Here is a 19,171-nt window from a genome sequence, read left to right as displayed (position 1 = left end):
CCGGCGGCAATTTTCGCGGCCTAATAAAGCGCCAGCTTGCGGTGGCGGCGATCGTAGGTCGTGGCCAGTTTCTGCAGCAGCGCCTTCCGCATCCGCGCCAGTTGGGCGGCGTGTCCGGGGGAGCACGCCAGATTCACGTGTTCGCCCGGATCCTCGGCCCGGTCATAGAGAATTTCTTCGCCTTCGTCGTTGATCCAGTACTTGTATTCGGAATTGATCAGGGTTAACACTGAAGACCCGCCCTGGTAGTAGCGAGTGTGACGCGAGATCTCGGTTTGGACCTGGTCGTTGCCGGGATTGAAGTACTCGACCAGCACCGATTCCTTGCCGCCGCCGCCCGAGCCCGTCAGCTGCTCCCACAGGGAGCTGCCGTCGACGCGGTCGGGTACCTGCAAGCCGAGAGCCGCGAGCAGAGTCGGGACCAGGTCAACTCCTTCGAAGAACCCCTCAAAACTGCTGCCCGCCGGGATCCTGTCCGGCCAGCGCCAAACCATCGGGACCCGGAGGCAGGAGTCGTAATGGGCCTCGTGCTTGGCCATCGTGAAGTTGTCGCCGCAGGCGTCGCCGTGGTCGGAGTAGAAGACTACTAAAGTGTTGTCGAGTTGGCCCGTTTGCCGCAGGTGCTCGACGATGCGTCCGCAATGGTGGTCGATCATGCTGCAACTGGCGTAGTAGTAGCGCCTGAACTGCATTACTGTCTCCTCGTCTTCGGGCAGAACGGCCTCGGCGATCCGACGAACGGTAGTGGGCTTGTCGTCCAGCTCGCCAGGGATCACGTCTGGTGGCGGCACGCTATCGCGCGGGTAAAGGTCGAGGTATTTGGGCAGCGGATTGCACGGGGAGTGCGGCAGGTAGAAACCGGCAATGGCAAACCAGGGCGTTTCGCCCGACGCGTCGATGAAGCCGATCGTCTGATCGGCCACCCAGGCGCTGTAACTGAGTTCCTCGGGAGCGTCGAAGTCCCAGTACAGGATGTTGCGGTCGCCGGTGATCGGGTGCGGCACGCCGACTTTTTCCTCCATGCCCGGCGCCACTCGCCGGATCCAGCGGATGTAATCGTCCGGATAGCAGCCCGGTTCGTCGGCGTTGACGTGGACGTCGAATCCGTACGCGGGGTGAGCCCGATCGTAGTCGCGGTTGGAATGGGGCAGGAAGTGCAGTTTGCCGAGGTTGCCGGTCCGGTAGCCGGCTTGCGAGAGGATCTCGGCGATGGAGACTTCATCCTCCGGCAGCGTGAACCCGTTCGAGGTGACCCCATGGTTGCGAGGGTAGCGACCGGTCAGCAACGTCGCCCGCGAGGGCATGCAGACCGGGTTGTTCACGAAGGCCCCGGTCAGATTGACGCCCTCGGCGGCCAGGCGATCGATATTGGGAGTCTTCACGTATCCGCCTGAATTAACGCCCAGGCAGTCGAACCGTTGCTGGTCGGTCGTGAGGAAGAGGATGTTGGGACGTTGCGCGCTAGCCATCGGCCGTTCCGTGGGTTGGATGCGGGTCGCGGGTCGCTGAAAATACTTCGCCGACCCGACCACGCTATTTTGGGCCGGTCGCCGGCGTCGATTCTTGCCGGGCGGGCGGCCGTTTCCTCTGGAGCACAAGCTAATGCAGATCACCGCCGTCGACGTCTGTACATATCGGCGCCCGGGGCGCTCATTCGTGTGGGCGCTGGTGCGAACCGATGCCGGCATCACCGGCCTGGGCGAGGCTACTTTGATGGGGCGCAGCCAGAGCGTGCGGTCCTGCCTGGGAGAGATGGGCGAGGTAATCCGCGGGATGGATCCGCTGGCCTCGGAGGACATCTGGTGGCGGCTGTACCTGGGCGACCGGCGTCGCGGAGGCGCGGTGACCGCCTCGGCCATGGGAGCGATCGATGTGGCCCTGTGGGACATCCGCGGGCAGGCCCTGGGGGTTCCGATCTACCGGCTCCTGGGCGGGCCGTTGCGCGACCGCGTGCGCCTTTACAACCATGCCCAGTTGCCGACCCCGGAATCCGTCCCCGACGCGCTCGGGCCGCTGATTGACGATGGCTGGACTGCGGTCAAGTTCATGGCAACTCCTTCCGATCCGGGCGCGGGACCAAGACGGGAACGCTTCGACCCGCGGCCCGCGGTCCGCCGCGGTGCCGCCGTGGTCGCCGCCGCCCGCGAGTTCGTCGGGCCCGAATTCGACCTTCTGCTTGAAACCCACGGGAGACTGCGGCCGGTCGACGTGGTGGCATTCGCCGAACGGGTCAAAGACTTCGACATTCTTTTTCTTGAAGAACCGACCCGGTTCGAGGCCGCAGAGAGCTTTAGGATGCTGCGAGAGCGGTGCCCGACGCCGCTGGCCACCGGCGAGCGGCTTTACTCACGCTGGCAGTTCCAGCCCCTGATCGAAAACGAATGGGTGGACATAATCCAGCCCGACATAGTGCATGCTCACGGCATCACCGAAGTCAAGAAGATCGCGGACTACGCCGATGCGCACTTGATCAGCCTGGCCCCGCACAACCCCCAGTCGCCGGTCAACACGATGGCCAGTCTGCAGCTTGACCTGGCCTGTCACAACTTCCTGATCCAGGAGGTGATATGGCCGTTTCCGGAGCAATTCCACGAGATATTCGACGGGATTCCCGAACCCCGGCGTGGTTACATGTATCCGCCGGATGCTCCCGGATTGGGTATCACCCTCGACCTAGAACGGGCGCGGGCGCTTGAGCGCAAGCGACGGCATCGACCGGCTCCCACTGACGAATTGCAGTTGCCCGACGGCACCTGGATCGATTTTTGAGGTTTGGACGGTTTTTCCGGGGCGATCAGGACGGCCAGCTTGCGCGTTCGCCGGCCGGTCTCAGCAGGCAGATGCTGGCCGAATAGGAATGCAGGTAGTTGGAGGCCCCGACCGGGCCCAGTTCCCCGTTGGCGAAGAAACCGGCCACCGGAACTTGGCGGCCAATCGCGCGGCCGACGATGCCGACATCGCGATTCGGCTCGGCGTATAGCCGGGTGCCGCGGGCGTTGCAGGTAAACAGCAGGGCCGCCGCCGGGGCGGTCGCGAACGCTTGGGGCGACAAGAGCAATTCAAGATCGTCGGCCGCCGCCGCCGGGGTGCGAACGTGGAAGCGGACCACTTGGCCGCTGCGGACCAGATCCATCACCCCGATCGCACCGGTTTCCGGATTGACCCCGGACACGTTGCGGATCAGGTAATCCGATGGGCCGGGCGGGTCTTCGCTGTCGTCGACGGCGATCCCGATGAGCAGTCCCCCGCTGCGGATGAAGGACTGCAGATCCGAATCGAGTTCGTGGTAAAGGTCGCGGAATACAAGCGTCGGTTTGCGACCATCCAACTCGGTAATCTGGCTGCGCTCGGCGCCGGTCACCTCAAACTCGTTGCCAATCGGACGGCAGCCCTGCGAAAGGATGATTTCGGGCTCCAGCGCCCCGCCCAGAGCCAGACCGACGACCCCTTCGTCGCGGATCCGCCCATTGGCCGAAAGGCGCGTCATCCCGGGCGACATGCCGCCGCTGGCGACGCCGCCGACGACCGGCGTGGCCGGGAACGCGCTGTCGAATGCCGGCAGCAGATGCCGGAGCGGGGCCGTGAACGGTTCGGCCAGCAGTACGAACAATTTGGGTTCGAAATCAAGCTCTAGATGGTCCCGCAGTCCCTCCGGGGTGCCGAAGATGGTTTTCCAATCGGTGTCGCCCAATTCGAACGCCGAGCATGCCATTCCTTCGCCCCAGCCGGCCAGCAGGGTGGCCGCCGGACGCTCCTCGACTTCGCGATCGTTGCCGATTACCCATTCGGCCGAGCAGGCGATCGAATTGGTCGGGGCCAGCGTGCTTTCCAGCGCCGCAATCTGGGCCTCGGCCTCGGCCCCGCTGGTTGGGGCGGTAAATAGCAGCGCCAGATCGGGGTTTTGCGGGCCCTCGCCGGCAATAGAGTCGACCAGCGCCGGGATCGAGTCCGCTGCCGCTTGGTCGGCAGCCAGCGCCGAGGCGAACCGCATGTCGGTCACCTCAGGCTGATTCAGTCGGAGATGTCGCGCAGCGTCAGGCCCGAATTGGTCGGCGGGGCCATGCGGGCCGCCATCGCGGCGTGCTCTTCGTCGGTACAGGGGGCGTCCAGCGGAACGCCGGCGTCGTCACCGGACGCGGCGACCAGTCCGCGGGCAATCAGGTACTGTTCCAGCTCTTCGCCCGAAACATCGGCCACGATCTCACCGTTGATTTCGAGGCTGGGCTGGAAGCGCTGGCCGGTCTTCATCACCATCTCGATGTAGTTGTCGGGGATGTTGATGATGTCCTTGTCCTCGTACGAGAGCCCGTATTTGGCCAGTACCGCGCGTACGCCGTTGCTCCAGCCGCAGGACGGCTTCATCCAGGCGGTAATTGCAGGTGCTTGGTCGCTGGCGGCCATGGGACGCTCCCTCGGATCAGCCACTGATGGTGCATGAGGAGTGGTGATTTGCCGATTATGGCACGCTGCCCGGCGGTCCCTTCAGGGCGTGGCGACGGACTCGAATTCCACGGCCTGGCCGATTTCGGCGGAGCGGTAGCAGGCCCGCACCAGGGCGATAGTGTCGAGGTTGTCGAGTCCGCCCGGGTCGGGTTCGCAGTCGTCTTCGATCGCCTTCATCAGCGACGCCATCGGCCCAACGAAGGAGTGCGGCACCCGCAATTCCGGCACTCGCATCACGAATTCGACTTCGGGATCGATTTTGTCGCTGCGCACCATCAACCGGGTCGGGTCGCCGGCCGCGCTGCCTGAGAAAAGGTGGTTGTCGCCGATCACCGTGCCGCCGCTGCCCTCGAATCGGAAGCGGGCGTACTGGGTGTCGTGCCGGTTGTTGGAGGAGGCAAATACCAGGGCGGTGTGGCCGCCGGGGAAATCCAGAACGGTGGTGGACCGCGTTTCGCCCCTGCCCTGCTGGTCGGGCAGGCAGCCGGTCGTGCAGTAGACCCGGTGCGGATTCCCGAAGATGGACCGTAGGGTGTCCAGGTAGTGGATGGAGTGATACATGATTTCGAGCTCTTGCTGTCCCGCCAACCACGGAAAGTCGTAATCGAGATCGATGTTGGTGTCGAACATCGTCCGAGTCGGCCGGCCGAGCAAGTCCTTGTCAAATAACGCCGCCACCGAGCGCATTCGGGCGTCGTGGCGCAACTGCTGATTAACGTTCAGCTTCACCCCGGCCGCCTGGCAGCATTCGACTATCGCGCGGGCCGGCGCTAAGTGTTCGTGTAATGGCTTCTGGCACAGGATGTGCTTTCCAGCCGCCGCCGCCGCTTGTACGATTTCCAGTTGCACGTCGGGAATAAGCGCGATGTCGACTATCTCGACGCTGTCATCGGCGACGAGCTGGTCGACGTTCTCGTACGCGCGTTCGATCCCGAACCGCTGGGCGGCCGCCTCTGCGCGGGCCCGGGTGCGGTTCCAGATCCCGGCGACATTGAATCCGGCCAGCGCGTAGGCGGGCAGGTGGGCACCGGTGACGATCGCGCCGGCGCCGGCGATGGCAATGCGGCGCGAGGAATCGGCGGGCATCTCGGGCAGGTAGTTGATTTCCGGCAACACGGCGGCCATCAGGCACTCACTGACTGGTAGTAAAAATCCAGAACCATTGTGGACGCCGGGACGCGCGGCTGCTGCTTTTGCCAGAATTTCCGGGGCTTTGCCCGAACCACTCTCGAACCAGTCCTCGTAGGCCGTCGCACCCATGTCCGATCCCGCCAAACGCCGCAGCGCCGTCATGACCGACGGCCCCAATCGCGCCGCCGCGCGGTCTTTTTTCAAGGGAATCGGCTTCACTGACGCCGACCTTGACCGCCCGCTGGTAGGCGTCGCGCACATGTGGATCGAGACGATGCCCTGCAACTTCAACCAGCGGCGCCTGGCCCAACACGTGAAGGAAGGCATCCGCGCGGCCGGCGGAATGCCCGTCGAGGTCAATACGATTGCGGTCTCGGACGCGGTGTCGATGGGCACCGAAGGGATGAAGATGTCGCTTACCTCGCGCGAGGTCATCACCGATTCGATCGAACTGGCCGCGCTGGGACACTCCTTCGACGGCCTGGTTGTAATCGTCGGTTGCGACAAGACGATTCCGGCCGGCGCGATGTCGCTGGCGCGACTGAACATCCCCGGCCTGGTGCTCTATTCGGGGACCATTGCCCCCGGCCGCTTCCAAGGACGCGACGTGAACATCCAGGACGTTTTCGAGGCGGTCGGGGCCCATGCGGCGGGCAAGATGACAACCGACGAACTAAATGAACTGGAGGGGGCGGCCTGCCCGGGCGCCGGCGCCTGCGGGGGACAGTTCACCGCCAACACGATGTCCTTGGCGCTGGACTTTTTGGGAGTTTCCCCGGCCGGGCTCAACGGGGTGCCGGCCACCCACGCCGACAAAATTGAAGTCGCCCGGGAAGTCGGCCGTATGGCCATGCGATTGGTGCGGGAGAACCGCCTGCCGCGCGAATTCATCACCCGCGAATCGGTGCACAACGCGATCGCCGGGGTGTGCGCGACCGCCGGTTCGACCAACGCCGTACTGCACCTTATGGCCATAGCCAACGAGGCCGGAATCAAGATCCCGCTGGAGGACTTCGACCGCATCTCCGAGCAGACTCCGGTGCTGGCCAGCCTCAAACCCGGCGGGGAATACGTGGCCACCGACGCGTTCGCCGCCGGCGGGGTTGGCGTTGTCGCAAAGGAGCTGGTCCGCAAGGGTGTGCTCAACGACTGCCCCAACGTCGACGGGCGGTCAATGTTCGAAATCGCCGCCAGCGCGAGCGCCACTCCCGGCCAGAAGGTCTTTACCGATCTGGAGAATCCATTCAAGCCGACCGGCGGAATCGCGATCCTGCGGGGGAACCTGGCCCCCGAGGGCTGCGTGGTGAAGCTTGCCGGACACGAGCGCAAGCAATTTAGCGGCAATGCGCGGGTTTTCGAGTCCGAGGAGGACTGCTTTGCCGCGGTGCAGGCGCAGGACTTGCGCGATGGCGACTTCGTGGTCATCCGCAACGAGGGTCCGGCCGGCGGACCGGGAATGCGCGAGATGCTGCAGGTGACCGCCGCGATCGTGGGATCGGGGATGGGCGACAAGGTCGCGCTGATGACCGACGGCAGGTTTTCGGGCGCGACCCACGGCCTGGTCGTGGGACACGTCTCCCCGGAAGCTGTCCGCGGCGGCCCTATTGCGGCGGTTCGCGACGGGGACCGGATCACCATTGACGTGGACGCGCGCGAGCTCATCCTGGACGTCTCGGCCGACGAGATTGCGGCGCGGATCGAGGCCTACCAGGCTCCGGAGAACCGCTACCCGAGCGGGGTCATGGCCAAGTACGCGGCGCTGGTTTCTTCCGCTTCCGAGGGGGCGATTACCCGGCCGGCGGCCTGATCCGCCGTCAAATGATTGGCATGGGAATCTTGATCAAGTCGGCACGAGGGTTGTGCACGGTGACTCACTAGCCAATTCGTCGAGTTTCCCGGCCTCAATCCGCGTGCGCAGAACCGGTTCGCCGGTGATATTCAGGAACGTCGAACGGGAGCGAATCCGCGCTTTGGCCATCGCTTGGTGCGGATTGTCCCGGTTTATGCCTTTCTCGCGTGGCTCGGACGCTTGCATCTTGCGACCGAGCCAGGTACATTCGGTGCTGGCCGAATCACGTCCCAGTCCCTCAAGGTCCTGGTTGGGAAACCGCATCGCCGCCGGCTTTCTGGTTTGCGTCGATCGCCGGTCTGATCTCTCAACTGCCGGTAACTGCCTGTGAGGTCAGTCGTAGAGCAGGCGGGGCCCTCGTTCGCGCTCGAATGCTTCAATCCCTTCGCGCCAGGAATTTGTAATCGATTTGATCGAATCACCCTTTGCGAGCGCCTGTCGTAGCCGCCCGGTGCCGGCTAGTCGGTCGAAGTGCTCGGCTCGCCAGGCAAATTCCTGAGGGTGCAGCGCGATTGCAGAGGCGACCAGGTACAGGGCGGCCTCAAGCGGCCTGAACTGCTCTCGGTCGGTTACATGTAACTGCAGTCCCCGGCATATCTGGGAAACGTATCGGCCCGATTCGGGCACGAATGCCTGGGGCCGGAAGACAGCTCCGGGCAGCGCAAGCTCGTTTAGGCGGCCGGCAAGCGCATCCGCCTTCAACCACGGCGCTCCGACGAGCTCGAAGGGCTTGACCGTCCCGTGGCCGTAGGAGAGGTTGGTGCCCTCCAGCAAGCACAGGCCCGGAAACACCGTGGCGGTGTCGAGCGTGGCTATGCCGGGCGAAGGGCTAATCCACTGCAGACCGGTCTGATCGAACCAATGTTGCCGGCGCCAACCGGCCAGCGGCACAACTTGAATGGAGCAATCCAGACCCGCGTGGGCGTTGAAGTAAAGGGCCAGTTCCCCCGGCGTGAGGCCGTAGCGGACAGGGAGGTCGAAAATTCCCACGAACGAGCGGAATGCCGGATCCAGCCGCGGCCCCTCGACGCGCACGCCGCCAATCGGATTTGGTCGATCCAGGACCACCATCGGGACGGCGCATTCGGCAGCGGCCTGCATGCACAGGAAAAGGGTGGAAATGTAGGTGTAGAAACGCGTTCCAAGATCCTGTATGTCGAAGACGAGCACGTCCAACGGGGCCAGCATTTCGGGCGTCGGTTTCTTGGTACGTCCGAATAGGCTGTGTACTTGGGCGGTACTGGCGACCGGTTTTTCGGCCGATTCGTAACCCAGATACCCGTGCTCGGGTCCAAATAGCGCCGCCAAATCAGTCCCGGGACAGCCGGCCAGCACTGCGGCGGTCGGTCGGAGCCGCGAATCCACCCCCGTCGGGTTGGTGACCAGGCCAACCTTCCTGTCGGCGATCAAACTCAGGTAGGGAGGTTCGAGTATTCGATCCGCCCCCACCAGCACCTGGCCAGCGGTCATGAAGTCGTTGGCCGGGAAGGCCTAGGCCGCGCGCTGTTTATCCGGACTCGACCGGATTGGTGGTTGCCCGTTTGTCCGGATTCAGCCGACCGCCTCCTCCAGTTGCCCGCTGCACGCAAGCCACCAGCCGGTCCCGGGCAACGGTCTCCTGCTTGCCGGCAACAAGGTCCCTGACGGAGGCGCTGTCACTGGCCAGCTCGGCGTCGCCCAAAATGACCGCGCAGCGCGCCCCTAGGGCGTTGGCCTTGCGCAGGTGTGAGCGCGGCGACCCGGCCGCGTATCCGACCACGACCCGCATTCCAGTCCCTCGCAGATCGCGGGCCGCGACCAGCGCCGCCGGCCGCGCCGCCCCGCTGAGCGGGGCAATGTAGGCATCGATTGCGGACTCTGCCGCAGGCAGCCTGCCCTGGGCCTCCAGGTTCAACAGCACCCGCTCGACCCCGCACCCGAACCCGATCCCGGCCGTTGGGGGGCCGCCCAGCTGCTGGGCCAGCAGGTCGTATCGACCACCCCCGGCGACGGTCGACTGGCCGCGCGAATCGGCCGGCCAGATTTCAAATACGGTGTCGGTGTAGTAGTCAAGGCCCCGAACCAAGGCCGAATTAAGGACCGCATCGATTCCGAGGCCGGCAAGGCCGTCCTTGACCGCCGCGAAGTGCGACTCGGACTCCTCGCCCAGGAAATCGAGCGTGCGCGGCGCCGATTCGCAGACATTGCGGTCGCGCTGATCCTTGCTGTCGAGGATTCGCAGGGGGTTGGTAGACAATCGCCGCTGGCTCTCAATGGATAGGTCCGATCTCACCGGCTCCAGGAAATCGAGCAGCGCTTTCAGGTAGCGCGCTCGGTCGTCGGACCTCCCGATGCTGTTCAGTTGCAGGGTCAGATCCCGCAGGCCCAAGTCTTGGGTCAACAACCACCAGATCTGCGAGATTAATTCGACGTCCGCGTGCGGATCCTGTTCACCCAGGATTTCGGCGCCGATCTGGTGGTGCTGGCGCAGCCGTCCGGCCTGGGGGCGATCGTAGCGGAATAGTGGGGCAAAGTAAGCCAGCCGCTGCGGCTGCGGGCGCGACGCCATGCCGTGCTGTAGGTAGGCCCGCACGACCGGAGCGGTGCCTTCCGGGCGAAGGGTGAGGGAGTCTCCGGATTTGTCGGCGAAGTTGTAGGTTTCTTTGCTGGCTATGTCCGATTCTTCGCCGACCGCGCGCACAAATAGGGCGGAATCCTCAAAAAGCGGCGTGTCCAGACGTCCGAAACCGGCTCTCTCGAAGCGATCCCAGAAGGCGCCAAGCACGAATCCCCACGACGGCTGCTGCTCCGGCAGGCGGTCCTGCGTGCCGCGCGGCGTCCTGAATTCCATGTTCTGGTCCTAGCCTCTGCCGCGAGGGCCGCCACCGGCGCAAAAGCGTCGGCACTCGGTATCCGACGTAGTCAACTTCGCAGGAGGGAGTCGAGAAATACGCCCAGGATCTGCAGGCCTATGATCGCGATCAACGGCGAGAGATCGATTCCCATGCCACCGCCAATCCGGTTGCGAATCGGGGCCAGGATTGGTTCGGTTAGGTCATTGAGCGTGCGCATCAGTGGATTGAAGGGGTCCTGGATGAACCAGGAGAGCAGCGCCCGGGCGATGATCAGCAAACTCAGCGTCTGAATGACGATCATCGCTAGGTTCAGGATCAGATTCGAGAGTGCGTTCATCAGCTCACCTTTGCGATTCCCGCCTTCGCAAGCTCATGACCGATCCCGGGCCGCCACTGCGTAAAGCGCCGACCCCAGTATCGCTATTGTGCGCAGGAGTTCTGATCCGGCTACTGCGGCCTGGACCCGAAGATTGCCCGGCCGATGCGTACGATGGTGGACCCTTCGAGGATCGCTTGCGAATAATCCGAGGTCATTCCCATTGAAAGCTCGTACAAGGGGGCGTCCGGGAACTGCGAAGCCAGGCCGTCGCGCAATTCACGTAGTCGGGCAAACGTCGATCGCAGAGTCGGTTCATGCTCGGTCTGCGGGGCAATCGTCATCAGGCCGCGCACCTGCAACCGGGTCTCGGAGGTAATCGCACCGAGAAGTTCGGGCAACTCGCGCGCATCAGCCCCGCCCTGGGAATCGACGCCGGATAGCTTGACCTGCACCAGGATTGGGAATCCGGCAGCTTCGGCGCGGCGATCGATCGCCGAGGCTAAACGGAGTGAATCGACCGATTCGACTAAATCGAAATACCGGGCCGCGTCGCGGGCTTTGTTGCGCTGCAATCGCCCGATGAGGTGCCAGCGGGCCGGTTCGTCCAGTCGCCGGATCTTGGCCACTCCTTCCTGGACGCGGTTTTCCCCGAACCTCCGTAAACCCGCCCGCAGACCGGCCTGAATGTGTAAGTCGCCAAAGGTCTTGGTGACCGCGACGAGCTTGACGTCTTTGCGGGATCGGCCGGCGGCCGCGCAGGCCGCTTGAATCTGCTCCTCGACCCGCTCCAGATTGCCGGCTATGACGCCGGCAAGCTGTTCGATCTCGGCGTGTTCGCCTAAATCGCCGTCCGTCGGTGCTGTCGAATGAACGATGGCAGATCCGTCCGATCCGATTCGCCGGCAAAATCGCTGGCGCCGTATCCGCGCAGGCTGCCGCTCGATTCGCCTTGCAACCTGGTGGCGATCACGGTGACAAATATGTCCTTGTCGGTCTGCTCCTCGACCACCGCGCCAAAGATGATGTTGGCGTCCTCGTGGACGGCGCTGGAGATCATGCTGGCGGCTTCATTTACCTCGAAAAGGGAGAGATCGTAGCCGGCGGTGAAATTAAGCAGCACGCCTTTTGCTCCGTCAATCGAAGCGTCCAGCAGCGGAGAGGCCAGGGCTTCCTTGACCGCGGCGACCGCGCGGTTTTCCCCGGTACCGTGCCCGATGGCCATCAGCGCGGTTCCGGACTTGGTCATTACCGTCCGGACGTCGTTGAAGTCCAAGTTGATCAAGCCCGGCTTGGTTACCAGGTCGGAGATTCCCTTCACCGCCTGACGCAGGACGTCGTCGACAGTCCGGAACGCTTCCAGCATTGGCAGGTTTTGGTCGGCAATTTCCAGGATCCGGTCGTTGTGGATCGAAATGGAAGTGTCGACGTGGCGCTGCAATTCCTCCAGGCCGGATTCGGCCACCGCCGAGCGGTGCGAACCTTCGAAGGAAAACGGGCGCGTGACGATGGCGACCGTGAGGATGCTCATGCTGGATGCGATTTCGGCGACGATAGGCGCGGCGCCGGTGCCGGTCCCGCCACCCAAGCCGGTGGTGATAAAGACCATGTCGGCGCCCTGCAGGCAGGCCGCAATTTCGTCGGCGTTTTCCTCGGCCGCCTTGGCGCCAATCCGCGGGTCGCCGCCCGCGCCCAGCCCGCGGGTCGCTTTTTCGCCGATGCGGATGCGCTTGGGAGCCAGCGAGCGGACCAATGCCTGGGCGTCAGTGTTTATGGAAATAAAGTCCAGGCCGTCAAGCTTCTGGCGGATCATCCGGTCGATCGCATTGCCGCCGCCGCCGCCTACTCCGACGACCCTCAACACGGCCGGATTCGGAGCGCTGACCCCGTCGCCCGACGACGCGCCGCCGCCCGAAATGCGGGTGACTACGTTGCCACCACGAGTCGATTCAGCCATGCGCGCGCCTCAGAAAAAAGCCGGTTTCAGATTGATGCGAGCACCATGCCGAATGCTTGGTTTTATATACCGCATATCTTACCCGCCGCCGCCAAATGCGACCCGCGGCCCGCCTAACTTGACCAGGAAATACTGGGTTGGAACAGTTGCCGGATCCAGCGTCGCATCGACTCCAGCGTGTTCCCGCGGGCGTTGAACCCGGTCAATTGCGACTGACCATGCTCCTCGGGACCGATCGCCGCCAGGGCGAGCCCGAATGCGGTCGTAAATTCAACGCTGTGAGCGCTCGGATTCATCCCGAATAGGAATGGTGCCAGACCGCGGTCGACCGGCATGCCGAAGACCCTGCTGGCCAGGCTGGGCAACCCGGTGATCTGGCTAGCCCCTCCAGTAAGCACGACGCCGGCCGCCAGATGGTGGATCAGGCCGGCTTCGACTAGGACCGACCGGGCTCTGAGCAGCATGTCCTCGTAGCGAGCTTCCAGGATTTCGTGCAGGAGCGAGGAGTCCACGTCGATCATCTGGGACCGGAAGGAATGGGCCGGCAGGCTAGCTCCCGGGTTGGGACCGGCCAATTGCCCGTAGGAGAGTTTTAACTCTTCGGCCACATTGACCGGGACGTGAAGCCCCTTGGAAATGTCCGCGGTCACCGCCTCTCCGGCAATCGGGATCGAGTGCATCAACTTGAACGCCCCGCCCTGAAACGCCATCACGTCGGTGGTGCTGTGGCCGATGTCGATCACCGCAACCCCTGATTGGATTTGCTCCTGATCCAGGCAGGCGGTGGCCGCCGCGTAAGGCTGCAGCAGCGCGAAATCCACTTCCAGGCCACATTGCTGCAGGGCCTTGGCCTGATTCTCCAGCGATCCGCTGACGCCGGTAACGACCGTGGCCTTCAGCGCGAGGCGGCGACCGGCCAGACCGATCGGGTCGTTGACCCGGGCGGTGCCGTCGACGACGAATTCCAGCGGAGACACGTATACGATTTCGCGGTCGCCGCGCTGCGCGCCCTGGGTCAGGCGCGCCAGCAGCTGCTGGAGGTGGCGGTGCTGGAAAGTGCGTTCGTTGGCGCGCAGCAATACGTCGGCGGTCTCGGTGGTGGTTGCGAGGTGTGATCCGGAAACGCCGACGCACACCCGCTCGATTTCCGCCCTAGCGGCGCGCTGGGCGTGCTCGATCGCGGCCTTGATCGATTCGGCGGCCGCGTCCACGTCGACGACTTGGCCGCGGAATACCCCGGCGCTCGGCGCCGTGCCCAGTCCCAACACGTGGGTCTGATCGTTCCGGTAGCGCTGGGCGATTACGGCAACGGTCTTGAGCGAGCCGACTTCGAGTCCCGCCACAAGCTGCCGGCGACCCATCAACCGAGCCCCAGCTTAGGGTCGAAGTCGTGCGGCACCGCCCTGAACGTAGGGTGGAGCGGCGGGCGCAGGTCCACGTGCAGGAGGCGCAGCTGGTTGCTGCGGGCGTAGCCAACAACTTCGATCAGGGCGGATAGCTTTTCATCGACTGCTTGGGGGGTGCCCAGATAGATCAATGCACCGCCGGCCGTCCGCGCAATCATGCCGTTGGCCGCCGAGTGCTCTATGTGGTCAAGTTTGAACCCCAGCGCGGGGAGCGTCTGCTGGATCCGGTGGCCGGCTTCCAGTACCGCCGGATTGACACCCGATTCGGCGTCGGCGAATGGGCTGGAAATCGCCAGCTCCAGGCCGGGATCGAATCCCGCGGCCAGCGCGTTACCACGGCGGTCGATCAGGAAGAAACCGTCGCTGGTGGACCAGTTGGCGACCGCCAATGCCGGTTGGACGGACACCGCCACCGACCCGTCAATTCGGGGACGTACTTGAGCCCAGGCGATCTCAGGGCGCGCACCCAACCGGGCGGCGGCGTCCGTGCCGGAGAGCAGGAACAGGTTGTTCGGGGCTGCAAACAGTTCTTCCACCGGGCGGTGATCGACGGGCACGCTGCCGGCGCCGGTTCCGATGAAAGTTGTCCGCGCACTGCGGACATCAAAAAGCGGGTCGGTCAGCATCCAGGCGATCAATCCAGACAGGGCCAACGCGCCCGCAAGGGCCAGCCAGCGGGCCTGATTGCGTGCCACGAATGCAATCATGCCGTCTCCCCGAAACCCGATCCGATGCGCCGAATTTCCGGCTCCAGCCGGATGCCGCTAACTTCGTGAACCCGGCGGCGGATCCGGTCCATCAGAGCAACCACGTCGGCGGCGCGGGCTTGGCCGCGGTTGACGATGAAGTTTGCGTGCCGATCCGAGACCTGGGCGGCCCCGCTGCGCGCGCCTTTCAACCCAGCCTTTTCGATCAGGCGTCCGGCGAAATCGCCGGCCGGGTTCTTGAATATGGACCCGGCGCTGCGGTCGGCCGGCTGTGATTGCCGGCGCTTGTCCTGGATTTGGACCATGCGGGAGCGTATTTCGGATTCTGGCCGGGCGACCCCCTGCAACCGGACCTCTATCACGACCGCTAGACCCGGCTCCCGTTGCAGTGCAGAGCAACGGTATCCAAATTCAAATTCGTCGCGCCCCTGCCAGCTGACGCCATCGTTCCGCCAGACCAAAGCCCGCTCCAGAACTTTCGAAATATCGGATCCGAAGCAGCCCGCATTGCCAAACACGGAACCGCCCACCGACCCCGGGATGCCCAGGCCGAACTCGAATCCGCCGATCCCGTTTTCGGCGGCAAAGTGCGCCAGCTGACCCATCAATGCCCCGGATTCTGCCGAGATCTTTCCCCTTTCGTGCAATCCCAGCTGGCGAGCCTGATTGATGATCACCAACCCCTCCACGCCGTCATCGCCGATCAGGACGTTCGAGGCGTTGCCCAGTACGGTGACCGGCAGCTCCCGACTCGAGCCGAAGTCCAGAAGCTCGGTCAATCGGGAGGCCTCGTCGGCTATCGCCAGGTACTGAGCCGGTCCGCCGATACCGAAGTAGGTATGCGGCGCCAGTTCGCGGTCTCGGCAAACCCCCAGATGGGACGGCCAGGAATTCTTTGCCAAGTCCTTCACCGCCGGCCCAGTCGCGCCGACACGCGTTCCGAAAGCAGGTTGATATCGCCGGCACCGAGCATCAGGATCAAATCGCCGGGCTTGGCGCCGCCTACGACCGTTTCGCAGGCTTGCGCGAAATCTGGGCAGCTGTCAGCCCGGTCGCCGACCGCGGCCGCCAGGGCGGCCGCATCGACCTCATATTCCCGGTCCCGCCCCGGGGGCGAATAAATGTGGCAAACAGTGACCTTGTCGGCCGCCGCCAGGGCCTCGGCGAAAGACTCAAAAAGGAGCGCCGTTCGAGATCGCAAATGGGGCTGGAATACCACCCAGACCCGGTCGGCTTCCGGTTCCAGACCCCTGGCGGCTGCGATCGCGGCGCTGATTTCGGTCGGATGATGGGCGTAGTCGTCGACCAGGCGTATCCCGGGCGCCGGGTTTGAACGGACGAAGCGACGGTCGCTGCCCGTAAACGCGGCGAGCGCGGCGAAGCTCTCGCCGGGATCGATTCCCAGTTGGGCCAATGCCGCAACGGCCGCCAGCGCGTTGAGGGCGTTGTGCTCGCCGGGGACCGCCAGGCAGGTGGTCAGCCCCAGACCATCCGGGCCCGCAACATCGATCTGCTGGCCTCCCCGGCTGGATCGGTTGGCGATCAGCCGCCAATCCCCATCCGTACCGAAACTGACGATCCTGGCGGTCCCGGCTGCGGCGGCATGCGCGACGGCCGGTATCTCGCAGCGGGCGACGACAGCACCGGCCGGATCCACGCCGCGGGCAAATTGCGCGAAGGCCTCGTACAGCGCTTCCTGGGTTCCAAAGTAGTCAAGATGGTCGGGTTCAAGGTGGCCGATTACGGCCACGTGCGGCCGGTAAGCCAGGAACGCCCGCGCGTACTCGTCGGCCTCCGCGACCGCGATCTCGCCGTCGCCCCAAGCGGCGTTTCGGCCAAGTTGGGGGATGTTGGCCCCCACCAGATAAGCGGGTTTGCGACCAAGCTTCTGCAGTGCGAAGCTTGCCATCGCGCTGGTGGTTGTCTTCCCGTGTGTGCCGGCAATTGCAAGGGTCGTTTTTTCGCTCAGCAGCGACGCAATGAAGCTCGCCCGGTCGGTAACCGGGATCCCGCGGCACGCCGCCGCGGCGATCTCGGGGTTTTCGGGCCCGATCGCGGCCGAGTGCACCAGCAGGTCGGCGGCTCCCAGGTTCCCGGCGGCGTGCCCGAGTTGGATCCTCGCGCCCTGGTGTCGCAGGCGAGCGACGTACTCCGAATCGACCATGTCCGATCCGCTGACGCGAGCGCCCCGATCGAGGGCGATCTGGGCGATGCCGCTCATCGCCATCCCGCCGATTCCGACGATGTGAACCTGCGGTCGGCCGGTCCAGTCAACGATCGGAAGGTCGCTCACGGCGGCGAGCTCCCCAGCATTAACACCTGTTCGGCCACGAAACGGGCTGCATCCGGTCTGCCCAGCCCGCGTCCGGCCGCCGACATCCGGCAAAGCCGGGGTCGGTCGGAAATCAATTTGCCGGCCCGGTCGGCCAGTTTGTCCAGGCAGTCGTCAGCCATCGAGACCGCCGCCCCGGCGCGGACCAGCGGTTCGGCGTTATCGTGCTGATGTCCGCCGGCGAAACTTCCCGGAACCAGGATTGCCGGCCGGCTGGTGGCGGCGATTTCGGCCACCGCTCCGGCTCCGGCCCGGCTCACCACCAGATCAGCGGCGGCGAGTAGGTCGGCAAAACCGCTGTCAACGAATTCGAAGGGATGGTAGCGGTCTCTAAGGCTTTCGTCTAATTGGGCCCGGTCGGAGTGCGCCGCATCAATTTGTCGGGATCCGGTGACGTGCACCAATTGCGAATTGGCGAGCAATTGCGGCAACTGTGCGGAAACCGCCCGGTTGATTGCCGCCGCTCCCTGACTGCCACCGACCACCAACAGCAAATTCTGGTCTGACGCGATCCCGACCCGGCGCCGTCCGGCATCGCGATCGGGGTGATCGAATTGGGTCCTAAGCGGCAGGCCGCTGACGACCGCACGTTCGGTCGCCACGCGCTCGAGCGAATCTCCGTCAACGCAGCAGACCAGATCGGCGATGCGGGCCTGGAGTCCGACCGCCAAACCGGGGCGCCGGTCCAACGCCAAGAGCAACAGCGGACGCCTGAGGGTGCGTGCCGCCAGGGCCCCGGCGACTGAGGGGTATCCCCCGGTGCTCAGCGCGACTTGAGGATCGAATTTTCTTACCAGAGCCAGCGCCGAAAGGTACGCGGAAGCGTTCCGGGCCAGGTTCAACGGCACCGCGGCCGGCGATACGCCCGACAACGGCGCCGAGCCAATCCGTTCTACCCGCAATCCAGGTAATTCGCGATGTCCCAGTCCACGGCGGGACCCGAGCAGAAGTACCGTCAGGTCATTGCGCAGGCAGCGCAACTGGTCGATCACCGCCAGCGCCGGCATGGTGTGCCCGTAGGTTCCGCCGCCGCAGACCACCAGACGCATCACCGGTTGGCCCAGCGGGAACTGCGGGCGACGTTGAGGAGCACCCCGAGCATCCCCATCGTGAATATGTGCGAGGTCCCGCCGGCAGAAATCAGGGGTAGCGGGAGCCCGGTCACCGGGACCTGCCCGGTGATGACCAGCATGTTGATCATGGCCTGGGCGACGATTGAGGTCGTGATTCCGGCCGCCAGGCAACTTCCCAAAAGGTCGGGCGCCCGGTAGGCGCACCAAAGCCCGCGTCCCAGCAGCAGCAAATAGGCGCCCAGCACGGCGCCGGTGCCCAATAGGCCCAGTTCCTCGCCGATCACGGCAAAAATCGAATCCGAGCTGGAGACCGGCAGGTACAGGTACTTGATGGTCCCCATCCCGATTCCCTTGCCGGTCAGGCCCCCGGATCCCAGGGCCAGCGTCGCTTGTTGGATCTGGTAATTGGCCGATTGCGAATTGGCCGGATCCAGGAATGCCGAAATCCTGGCTATCTGGTAGTCAAGGTCGCGGGCCAGCATCAGGACGACCGCGAACGTCACAAAAACGGTCACCGAGAGCACCAGGTAACGCAGCCGCACCCCCGCCGCTAGCCCCACCGCCATCGCCGCGATCGCCAGGGTCAGGGAGGTTGATAGATCGGGTTGCAGCATAACCAGCACAATGGGGACTCCGCTGACCAGGACCCCTTTGGCGAAAACCGGAAGCGTGGCGATGCGTTCCCGGAACTGCCAGGCCAGGGCGCTGAGGCTGACGATCAGCACCGGTTTGGCCAACTCCGACGGCTGAACGGTCAGGCCTCCGATTTCGTACCAGCGCGCCGAATAGGCATCGGAGACGTACCCGAAAACCAGCACCCCCAACAACGCCAGTACGGTGATCGTGTAAAGCCCGGCCCAGCGGGCGCAAATCGCGTGATAGTCGACAAATGAGACCGTCACCGCGAGCACCAATCCCCCCATGAGGATCCCCAACTGCTTCATGACCGGGCCGGAAAGCAGGTCGCCGTCGCCGCCGGCGAACGGCATGTTGGCGCTGACAATCATCACCGCGCCCAGCAGCGGGACGATCACGACCAGCGCCAGCAAGTAGGAGTCGTTCGCCGGCCAAGATAGGTCTTCCCAGGAAAGGGTGCGCAATCTTCGCAAGGGGGCGTCCATGA

At 64.5% G+C, this 19,171-nt stretch carries 17 protein-coding genes; 2 read left to right on the top strand and 15 right to left on the bottom strand.

All coding sequences use genetic code 11. From position 1 onward, the window contains the following. Window positions 1-20: 20 nt before the first annotated feature. Window positions 21-1,688: a sulfatase-like hydrolase/transferase gene (locus tag F4X41_02320; GenBank protein MYB15858.1), complete on the bottom strand. Its 1,668-nt coding sequence runs from the start codon at window positions 1,686-1,688 to the stop codon at window positions 21-23. Here F4X41_02320 and F4X41_02315 point away from each other — a divergent pair. Next, a complete protein-coding gene (locus tag F4X41_02315; GenBank protein ID MYB15857.1) occupies window positions 1,603-2,769 on the top strand; it encodes a mandelate racemase/muconate lactonizing enzyme family protein in 1,167 nt (388 codons plus the stop codon). The genes F4X41_02320 and F4X41_02315 overlap by 86 nt on opposite strands. A gap of 25 nt (window positions 2,770-2,794) precedes the next feature. Here the strand turns inward: F4X41_02315 and F4X41_02310 are convergent, their stop codons facing one another. The 3 genes from F4X41_02310 to F4X41_02300 form a co-directional block, all read right to left on the bottom strand. Further along, the gene (locus F4X41_02310; GenBank protein ID MYB15856.1) at window positions 2,795-4,000 is read right to left on the bottom strand and encodes a hypothetical protein; all 1,206 of its coding nucleotides are present in this window, start codon (window positions 3,998-4,000) and stop codon (window positions 2,795-2,797) included. An 11-nt stretch (window positions 4,001-4,011) separates the two neighbouring features. After that, window positions 4,012-4,401, bottom strand: a complete 390-nt coding sequence (locus F4X41_02305; GenBank protein ID MYB15855.1) for a glutaredoxin — start codon at window positions 4,399-4,401, stop codon at window positions 4,012-4,014. 81 nt (window positions 4,402-4,482) lie between these two features. Further along, window positions 4,483-5,736, bottom strand: a complete 1,254-nt coding sequence (locus F4X41_02300; protein MYB15854.1) for a Gfo/Idh/MocA family oxidoreductase — start codon at window positions 5,734-5,736, stop codon at window positions 4,483-4,485. On the opposite strand from F4X41_02300, the gene ilvD reads away from it, so the two are divergent. Next, window positions 5,702-7,381, top strand: a complete 1,680-nt coding sequence (gene ilvD / locus F4X41_02295; protein ID MYB15853.1) for a dihydroxy-acid dehydratase — start codon at window positions 5,702-5,704, stop codon at window positions 7,379-7,381. The two genes, F4X41_02300 and ilvD, sit on opposite strands and share 35 nt — an antisense overlap. A gap of 375 nt (window positions 7,382-7,756) precedes the next feature. Here the strand turns inward: ilvD and F4X41_02290 are convergent, their stop codons facing one another. The 11 genes from F4X41_02290 to F4X41_02240 form a co-directional block, all read right to left on the bottom strand. After that, entirely contained in the window at window positions 7,757-8,893 is a 1,137-nt protein-coding gene (locus tag F4X41_02290; GenBank protein ID MYB15852.1) for a DUF1343 domain-containing protein, read from the bottom strand. Between the two features lie 37 nt (window positions 8,894-8,930). Further along, complete coding sequence (locus F4X41_02285; GenBank protein MYB15851.1) at window positions 8,931-10,253, bottom strand: histidine--tRNA ligase; 1,323 nt, start codon at window positions 10,251-10,253, stop codon at window positions 8,931-8,933. 71 nt (window positions 10,254-10,324) lie between these two features. Then, complete coding sequence (locus tag F4X41_02280) at window positions 10,325-10,558, bottom strand: YggT family protein (protein MYB15850.1); 234 nt, start codon at window positions 10,556-10,558, stop codon at window positions 10,325-10,327. Window positions 10,559-10,704: 146 nt separating this feature from the next. Beyond that, complete coding sequence (locus tag F4X41_02275; GenBank protein MYB15849.1) at window positions 10,705-11,379, bottom strand: YggS family pyridoxal phosphate-dependent enzyme; 675 nt, start codon at window positions 11,377-11,379, stop codon at window positions 10,705-10,707. A gap of 35 nt (window positions 11,380-11,414) precedes the next feature. Beyond that, window positions 11,415-12,530, bottom strand: a complete 1,116-nt coding sequence (ftsZ, locus tag F4X41_02270) for a cell division protein FtsZ (protein ID MYB15848.1) — start codon at window positions 12,528-12,530, stop codon at window positions 11,415-11,417. 113 nt (window positions 12,531-12,643) lie between these two features. Next, entirely contained in the window at window positions 12,644-13,891 is a 1,248-nt protein-coding gene (gene ftsA / locus F4X41_02265; GenBank protein ID MYB15847.1) for a cell division protein FtsA, read from the bottom strand. Beyond that, entirely contained in the window at window positions 13,891-14,631 is a 741-nt protein-coding gene (locus F4X41_02260; protein ID MYB15846.1) for a hypothetical protein, read from the bottom strand. Before F4X41_02260 ends, ftsA begins: the two co-directional genes overlap by 1 nt. 8 nt (window positions 14,632-14,639) lie before the next feature. Beyond that, on the bottom strand, window positions 14,640-15,683 hold the full coding sequence (gene murB, locus F4X41_02255) for a UDP-N-acetylmuramate dehydrogenase (protein ID MYB15845.1): 1,044 nt from the start codon (window positions 15,681-15,683) through the stop codon (window positions 14,640-14,642). After that, the gene (gene murC, locus F4X41_02250) at window positions 15,551-16,936 is read right to left on the bottom strand and encodes a UDP-N-acetylmuramate--L-alanine ligase (protein ID MYB15844.1); all 1,386 of its coding nucleotides are present in this window, start codon (window positions 16,934-16,936) and stop codon (window positions 15,551-15,553) included. The genes murB and murC overlap by 133 nt, the downstream gene beginning before the upstream one ends. Then, complete coding sequence (locus F4X41_02245) at window positions 16,933-18,024, bottom strand: hypothetical protein (protein MYB15843.1); 1,092 nt, start codon at window positions 18,022-18,024, stop codon at window positions 16,933-16,935. Before F4X41_02245 ends, murC begins: the two co-directional genes overlap by 4 nt. Continuing rightward, complete coding sequence (locus F4X41_02240; GenBank protein MYB15842.1) at window positions 18,024-19,169, bottom strand: stage V sporulation protein E; 1,146 nt, start codon at window positions 19,167-19,169, stop codon at window positions 18,024-18,026. Before F4X41_02240 ends, F4X41_02245 begins: the two co-directional genes overlap by 1 nt. Window positions 19,170-19,171: the final 2 nt, after the last annotated feature.

It is taken from the genome of Chloroflexota bacterium, from assembly GCA_009840625.1.
Classification (GTDB): Bacteria; Chloroflexota; UBA11872; order UBA11872; family VXNJ01; genus VXNJ01.
The sequence above is the reverse complement of the archived record's forward strand: the minus strand, read 5'-3'. Positions and strand labels throughout refer to the sequence as shown.